This window comes from Streptomyces durocortorensis, from assembly GCF_016901035.1.
Taxonomy (GTDB): Bacteria; Actinomycetota; Actinomycetes; order Streptomycetales; family Streptomycetaceae; genus Streptomyces; species Streptomyces durocortorensis.
Map to the genome: position 1 here is coordinate 1 of NZ_JAFEUF010000347.1, position 5,554 is coordinate 5,554.

Here is a 5,554-nt window from a genome sequence, read left to right on the forward strand (position 1 = left end):
GTACGGGAGGTGCGGGGATCGTGGGGGCGTGGGTGGCGCGGGGGTCATGGGGCCGGCTCGCTCAGTGGGCGGTCCAGCGGCACGTCGGAGGTCGTCACGACCGACGCCGGATCGAGGTCGGCCGGGGTGGGCATGAGGCTTCCGGCCAGCTGCACGGCCGCAGCCCCGTGGGCGACGGCCCAGGCGAGCGCCTCCGGGCCCCGCCCGCCCGCCGCCAGGAAACCGGCCAGGGAGGCGTCCCCGGCGCCGACGTTGCTGCGGACGGCGGTGACCGGGGCGGTGGCGAAATACGCGCCCGACGCCTCGGCCAACAGCTGCCCGTCCGCGCCCAGGCTCGCCAGTACCGACCGGGCGCCGCGCTCGCGCAGTTCCTCGGCGGCCTTCAGCGCGTCGCCCACCGTGGCGAGCGGCCGGCCCACGGCCTCGGCCAGCTCCTGGGCGTTGGGCTTGATCACGTCGGGTCCTTCGGCGAGCGCGGCGGTGAGAGCGGCACCCGAGGTGTCCAGCGCGATCCGGGCACCGGCGCGGTGGCTCCGCTCGACCAGCTCCGCGTACCACCGCGGCGGCAGGCCGCGCGGCAGGCTCCCGCAGCAGGCGATCCAGTCGGCGGCGGACGCGTGGATCCGTACCGCTTCGAGTACGTCCTCCGCCTCGGCCGGACTCAGCTCGGGGCCCGCCGCGTTGACCTTGGTCAGGGTGCCGTCGGGTTCGACGAGGGTGACGTTGATCCTGGTGTTCCCGGCGATCGGCACACCGGCCGCCTCGATGCCCAGGTCCCCGAGCAGCCGGGTGAGCAGCGCGCCCTCCGGACCGCCCATCGGGGCGACGGCGACGGTACGGTGCCCGGCCGCCGCGACCGCGCGGGAGACGTTGACGCCCTTGCCGCCCGGGTCGACGCGGTCCGCCGTGGCGCGCAGGACGGTGCCGCGCGTCAGGCCGGGCAGCTCGTAGGTCCGGTCCAGGCTGGGGTTGGGGGTGACGGTGAGGATCATGCGCGTACTACTTCCGTGCCCCGGCTCTCGATGGAGCGGGCGTCGTCGGGGCTGAGGCCCGTGTCGGTGATGAGCAGGTCCACATCGGTGAGATCGCCGAAGCGGGCGAAGTGCTCCTGCCCGAACTTGCCGGAGTCGGCGAGCAGGACGACCCTGCGGGCGGCCTTGATCACGGCCCGCTTCACCGCGGCCTCGGCGAGGTCGGGCGTGGTCAGACCGCGGTCGGGACAGAAGCCGTTGGTGGCGAGGAAGACCACGTCGGCGTTGATCTCGGCGTACGAACCCAGCGCCCAGGCGTCGACCGCCGCGCGCGTACGGTGCCGGACCCGGCCGCCCACCAGATGCAGCGCGATGCCGGGGTGGTCGGCGAGCCGGGCGGCCACCGGCAGCGCGTGCGTCACGACGGTCAGCGCCGCGTCGACCGGCACGGCGGCGGCGAGCCGCGCGGTGGTGGTCCCGGCGTCGACGATCACATTGCCCTCGGCGGGCAGTTCGGCGAGGGCAGCCTGCGCGATGCGGTCCTTCTCGTCGGCGGAGAGGGCGTCGCGCTCGGCGAGGTCGGGCTCGAAGTCCAGCCGCCCGACCGGGATCGCCCCGCCGTGCACCCGGCGCAGCAGCCCCGCCCGGTCCAGGGCCTTGAGATCCCGTCGGACGGTCTCGGCGGTCACCTGGAACTCCTCGGCCAGGGACAGCACGTCGACCCGGCCGCTCTCCTGGGCGAGGCGGAGGATCTCCTGCTGACGCTCCGGTGCGTACATGTGGTTTCGTTTCCGTTTCATGCCCGAGTCTGTGGTTTCGCGCTCAGGTTACGTCCGGGGTGCGGGAATGTAAACACATTCGGGCGAGGTGTGGGCATGAACGGACGCGGCAGACTCCTGCCGGGGGTGTGGGCGCACGACGGGTCCGGTCAGCGCGTGCCGGGCGCGTCCTCGCTCAGAGGGCGGGCCAGCAGGGGAGCGCCGGGGACCTGGTGGCCGCCGCTGGCGAGCATGCGGACCTCTCCCCGGTCGCTGATCTCGGCGCGGACGATCCCCGTCTCGTCCTCGTACACCGGGAACCCGCCGGCTCCCAGCCGGTCGGTCAGCCGGACGGAGACCACGTCGTCCGCGGCGCCGGACATCTGGAAGATCAGCTCGTAACGCTCGGTGTGCACCATCTGATTCATGACGTTCTCCCGGCCGTGCGCGGAGAATACGGCCCTGCCGCCATTGTTTCGCACCCTGGCGTCGACCGCCCGGGGAGCGACGGCCAACGGGCGGAGCCGCCCGGTCGATCGGGTGACTCCGCCCGGTAGGACAACATGACGGAAGGCCCCAAGGGCTAGGCATGCGTGCATGAGACTTGAGCCTCGACGAATGAACAGTGCCTCCTCCCGTTCCCGCACTCTCAAGGCGGTCGGAGCCCTCTCCCTGGCTGCGGCCACGGCCCTCCTGATGACCGGCTGCGGTCAGAGCTCGGACAGCGCGAGCAGCGCGGCCACCTCCGAGGCGGCCAAGGTCGTCCCGCAGAAGCAGACGACGTCGCCGTCGGCCACCGCCCAGCTGACCGAGGACCAGCAGGAACGCAAGACGGTGCTCGACGCCACGAAGGTCACCTTCGACGACGCGGTCACCACCGCCACCGGCGAGGTCGCCGGGAGCAAGCTCGTCGAACTGGACCTTGAGGGTGTGGACGACGACGACAACCAGAGCCCCAGCCCGACCGCGACCGGCAGCCCCACGGGATCGCCCAGCCCGACCGGCTCCCCGAGTCCGACCGGAACCGGCAGCCCGAGCGCGAGCCCGGGTGCCGACGGTCCGGTCTGGGCCGCGGAGGTCGCGGAGAAGGACGGCACGATCCACACCGTCCGGATCAACGCGGTCGACGGCAAGGTGATCGAGGCCCGGGTCGACGCGGACCAGGACGCGGACGACAAGAAGCAGACGGCCGACTGGCTCGCCCAGGCCACCCAGACCCCGCAGCAGGCGGCCAAGGTCGCCACCGAGAAGAAGAAGGGGACGGTCACCTCCGTCAGCCTGGACGACAACGACGGCAAGGGCGTCATCTGGCAGGTCGACGTGGTCGGTTCCGACTGGAAGAAGACGACCTTCGACGTGGACGCCAAGAACGACACCATCGTCCGCGAGGAGACCGACGAGGACTGACCGCCTCACCACCCGACCCGCGAAGGGGTACGCCCGACACCCGGCGTACCCCTTCCTTCTTGCCCGCGCCGCCTTGTCGTGCGAATTTGCCGGAACGGCAACGTTGATCGCGTCAGGCGGGCGCCGCGCCGCATGATCGCCAGGTACCCGCGTCCGCCCGCGAGCCGAGGAGAAACTCCCATGCAGCCCGAACCGTCCGTCGCACCGCGTCACCGCACCGTCGAAGCCCCGGCCGGACGCCTGCGCCTGGTCGAGCAGGGCTCCGGCCCGCTCGTCCTGCTGGTGCACGGCTTTCCCGAGTCCTGGTACTCCTGGCGGCACCAGCTCCCCGCTCTCGCCTCGGCCGGCTACCGGGCGGTGGCGATCGACGTGCGCGGCTACGGCCGCTCCTCCAAGCCGGCCGAGACCGACGCCTACCGGATGCTGGACCTCGTGGCGGACAACGTCGCCGTCGTGCGCGCCCTCGGCGAGGAGAGCGCGGTGATCGTCGGCCACGACTGGGGTTCCAACATCGCCTCCGCCTCCGCCCTGCTCCGCCCCGAGGTCTTCACCGCGGTGGCCCTGCTGAGCGTCCCCTACGCACCGCCCGGAGGCCCCCGCCCCACCGATGTCTTCGGCCGGATCGGCGGCCCCGAGGAGGAGTTCTACGTCTCCTACTTCCAGGAGCCCGGCCGTGCGGAGGCGGAGATCGAGCCCGACGTCCGGGGCTGGCTCGCGGGCTTCTACGCAGCCCTGTCCGCCGACACCATGCCCGCCCGGAACGATCCCGACCCGCACTTCGTCGCCCGTGGCGGCGGCCGGCTGCGCGACCGCTTCCCCACCCAGGCGCTTCCGGCCTGGCTGAGCGAGGACGACCTCGACGTCTACGCCGGGGAGTTCGAGCGCACGGGAATCACCGGAGCGCTGAACCGCTACCGCGCCATGGACCGGGACTGGGAAGACCTCGCCCCGTACCGCGGAGCCCCGGTCACGCAGCCGTCCCTGTTCATCGGCGGCACTCTGGACGCCTCCACCACCTGGATGTCGGAGGCCATCGACGCCTACCCCACCACCCTGCCCGGCCTGGCGGCCTCCCACCTCCTGGACGGCTGCGGCCACTGGATCCAGCAGGAGCGCCCCGACGAGGTCAACCGCCTGCTGACCGACTGGCTCGCCACCCTCCAGGGCTGAACCGGGCGGGCTGCCCGGTCCACGGTGACCTGTTCTAGTACGCGCCGCCCGGCTTCCGGCGGTCGAGCAGCCGGCAGACGAAGTCCTCCTGGAGCTTGCGGAGGGTGGCCAACAGCCGGGGGTTCGTCGCGCTGTTCACCTGGGACGTGAGGGAGACGGTCAGGGACCGCTTGCCGTCCTTGGTCGCCGCGGCCAGCTGGGTGTAGCCGGGGAAGTTGCCGGTGTGGCCGTACACGGTGCCGCAGCGCGTCGCGTACGAGAAGACGGCGAGACCTGCCCTGTTGCGCCCGGGACCGGCGGGCTCGGAGCTGCCCGCCACGAACGACAACTGCTGTTTGCGGACCGCCGGGCCGAGCCCCAGCCCGCCGGCGTAACCCCGGATGAAGGCCCCCAGGTCCCGCGGCGTGGAGACGATACCGCCCGACGCCCACACACCCGAGGCGCTGAGCACCGTGCTGACGTCCTCCGGCGCGCCCGGCTCGTCCACCGCGTAGCCGTGCAGATAGGGCGTGGGCAGCCGGTAGCCCTGCGGGAGGCTGGTGTCGCGCAGGCCGAGCGGCCGGTAGACCAGGTCCGCGAGGAGCTTCTCGTACCGCTGACCCGTCGCCGCCTCGGCCATCAGCGCCACGGCGATGTTGTCGGAGTTGGAGTAGCGGTACGTCGACCCGGGCCGGAACCGCAGCGGGTCACCGGCGACGTAGTCCAGCAGCCGGCGGGAGTCGAAGCGCCTGCGGGGATCGGCCGTCAGCTCGGCGATGAACGTCGGGTCCTCCGTGTAGTCGGGGAGCCCGCTGGTGTGGTTCAGGAGCTGGCGGAGCGTCACCCGGTGCCAGGCGGCGGGCAGCCGGGGCAGCCGCCTGCCGATGGTGTCGTCGAGACCGAGCGCGCCCCGCTGGGTCAGTTGCAGGGCGACCGAGCCGCTGAAGGCCTTTGCCGTGCTCGCGATCCGCATGTGGTCGGTGGTCCGGGGCGGACGCCCGGTGCCGAGCTGCGACGTACCCGCCCGGTACACCTCGCTCCGGCCGTCGGCCGTGAGAACGGCGATGGCGCCGGGCGGCCCGCCCGGGGTGTCCACGAGCGCCTGGAGCCCGCGCCGCAACGCGGGGTCGGCCGGTCCGTGCGGGCCGCCGCCCCCGTCCGGGCCGCTGTCACCGCCCGCGTGGGCCGGGCCGCTCATCAGCCCGGCGAGCGATGCGGCGGCAAGGGCGGCGACAACGGCGCTCCGACGCCGGGGCCGGGGGCGGGGGG

The 5,554-nt window shown here is 73.0% G+C and carries 6 protein-coding genes; 2 read left to right on the forward strand and 4 right to left on the reverse strand.

Going from position 1 to position 5,554, the window contains the following annotated elements; translation table 11 throughout:
- Positions 1-44 precede the first annotated feature (44 nt).
- From pfkB to JS521_RS33330, 3 genes are all read right to left on the reverse strand, one after another.
- On the reverse strand, positions 45-992 hold the full coding sequence (gene pfkB / locus JS521_RS33320) for a 1-phosphofructokinase (RefSeq protein ID WP_205086630.1): 948 nt from the start codon (positions 990-992) through the stop codon (positions 45-47).
- Positions 989-1,750: a DeoR/GlpR family DNA-binding transcription regulator gene (locus tag JS521_RS33325; RefSeq protein WP_205086633.1), complete on the reverse strand. Its 762-nt coding sequence runs from the start codon at positions 1,748-1,750 to the stop codon at positions 989-991. The genes pfkB and JS521_RS33325 overlap by 4 nt, the downstream gene beginning before the upstream one ends.
- A 149-nt stretch (positions 1,751-1,899) precedes the next feature.
- Positions 1,900-2,148 (reverse strand): DUF6296 family protein, encoded by a 249-nt coding sequence (locus JS521_RS33330; protein ID WP_030809386.1) that lies wholly within the window; start codon positions 2,146-2,148, stop codon positions 1,900-1,902.
- Positions 2,149-2,347: 199 nt separating this feature from the next.
- On the opposite strand from JS521_RS33330, the gene JS521_RS33335 reads away from it, so the two are divergent.
- Positions 2,348-3,136, forward strand: coding sequence for a PepSY domain-containing protein (locus JS521_RS33335; RefSeq protein ID WP_205086631.1), 789 nt, complete (start codon positions 2,348-2,350; stop codon positions 3,134-3,136).
- A gap of 180 nt (positions 3,137-3,316) precedes the next feature.
- The gene (locus tag JS521_RS33340) at positions 3,317-4,306 is read left to right on the forward strand and encodes an alpha/beta fold hydrolase (protein WP_205086632.1); all 990 of its coding nucleotides are present in this window, start codon (positions 3,317-3,319) and stop codon (positions 4,304-4,306) included.
- 34 nt (positions 4,307-4,340) lie between these two features.
- Here the strand turns inward: JS521_RS33340 and JS521_RS33345 are convergent.
- A partial coding sequence (locus JS521_RS33345) for a serine hydrolase domain-containing protein (protein WP_239488181.1) occupies positions 4,341-5,554 on the reverse strand: 1,214 nt, incomplete at its 5' end.

Bases quoted from the DNA above. Each gene is read 5' to 3' on its own strand.
- pfkB (WP_205086630.1), bottom strand. From the start codon at position 992: ATGATCCTCACCGTCACCCCCAACCCCAGCCTGGACCGGACCTACGAG.
- JS521_RS33325 (WP_205086633.1), bottom strand. From the start codon at position 1,750: ATGTACGCACCGGAGCGTCAGCAGGAGATCCTCCGCCTCGCCCAGGAG.
- JS521_RS33330 (WP_030809386.1), bottom strand. From the start codon at position 2,148: ATGGTGCACACCGAGCGTTACGAGCTGATCTTCCAGATGTCCGGCGCC.
- JS521_RS33335 (WP_205086631.1), top strand. From the start codon at position 2,348: ATGAACAGTGCCTCCTCCCGTTCCCGCACTCTCAAGGCGGTCGGAGCC.
- JS521_RS33340 (WP_205086632.1), top strand. From the start codon at position 3,317: ATGCAGCCCGAACCGTCCGTCGCACCGCGTCACCGCACCGTCGAAGCC.